1 pseudogene is annotated in these 600 nt (G+C 63.2%); it reads right to left on the bottom strand.

Features of this window, described 5'->3' with window-relative positions:
• A pseudogene (locus ACODS3_RS26485) lies at window positions 1–600 on the bottom strand (two-partner secretion domain-containing protein); the annotation flags it as partial.

Below are 600 nucleotides of genomic sequence, written 5' to 3'. Positions count from 1 at the left end.
TACGCCCCGCTTCGCTGTTATTGACCTGCGCGGCAGTCAGGCGCAAGGCCTCGGTACTGGTCAGGCGACCATCCTGGCTGTTGTTGAAGGCGCCGGTGGTGACGGTCACGCCTTTGCCCGCAATACGCCCGCTGAGGCTATTGTCGAGGCGGCCGCTGGTGAGGGTCAGGGCTGCATCGCTGAGGATTTCGCCGCCCTGGTTGACCACGGCGTCCGTGATGGTGAGGTTGGCAGTGCCGGTGCTGGTGAGGCTGCCGCCGGTGTTGGTCAGTGAAGTGGCGGTCAGCAGCAAAGCACCGCTAGCTCTCATACGCCCCTTGGAACTGTTGTCGAACTGCCCAAGCGTGGCGGTCAAGGCAGCCTTGCTGGTGAGTTCGCCGTTGCGGTTGTTCAGGGTCGCGGCAGACAGCTCAAGGCCCGTCGCAGACACCAACCCCCGCAGGTTGGTCAGCACCTGATCGATGCGCACGATCAGGGATTCGTCGCTGAGCACCGTGCCATCGGTGTTGTCCAGCGAAGTGGCGGCCAGGGTAAAGCTCTTGGCGCTGGAGATCTCGCCGCTTTGGTTGTTGACCGTGCCGAGATTGGTCAGCAGCAACT

It is taken from the genome of Pseudomonas sp. FG43, from assembly GCF_057809175.1.
This window is presented reverse-complemented; position numbering and strand designations above follow the sequence as displayed.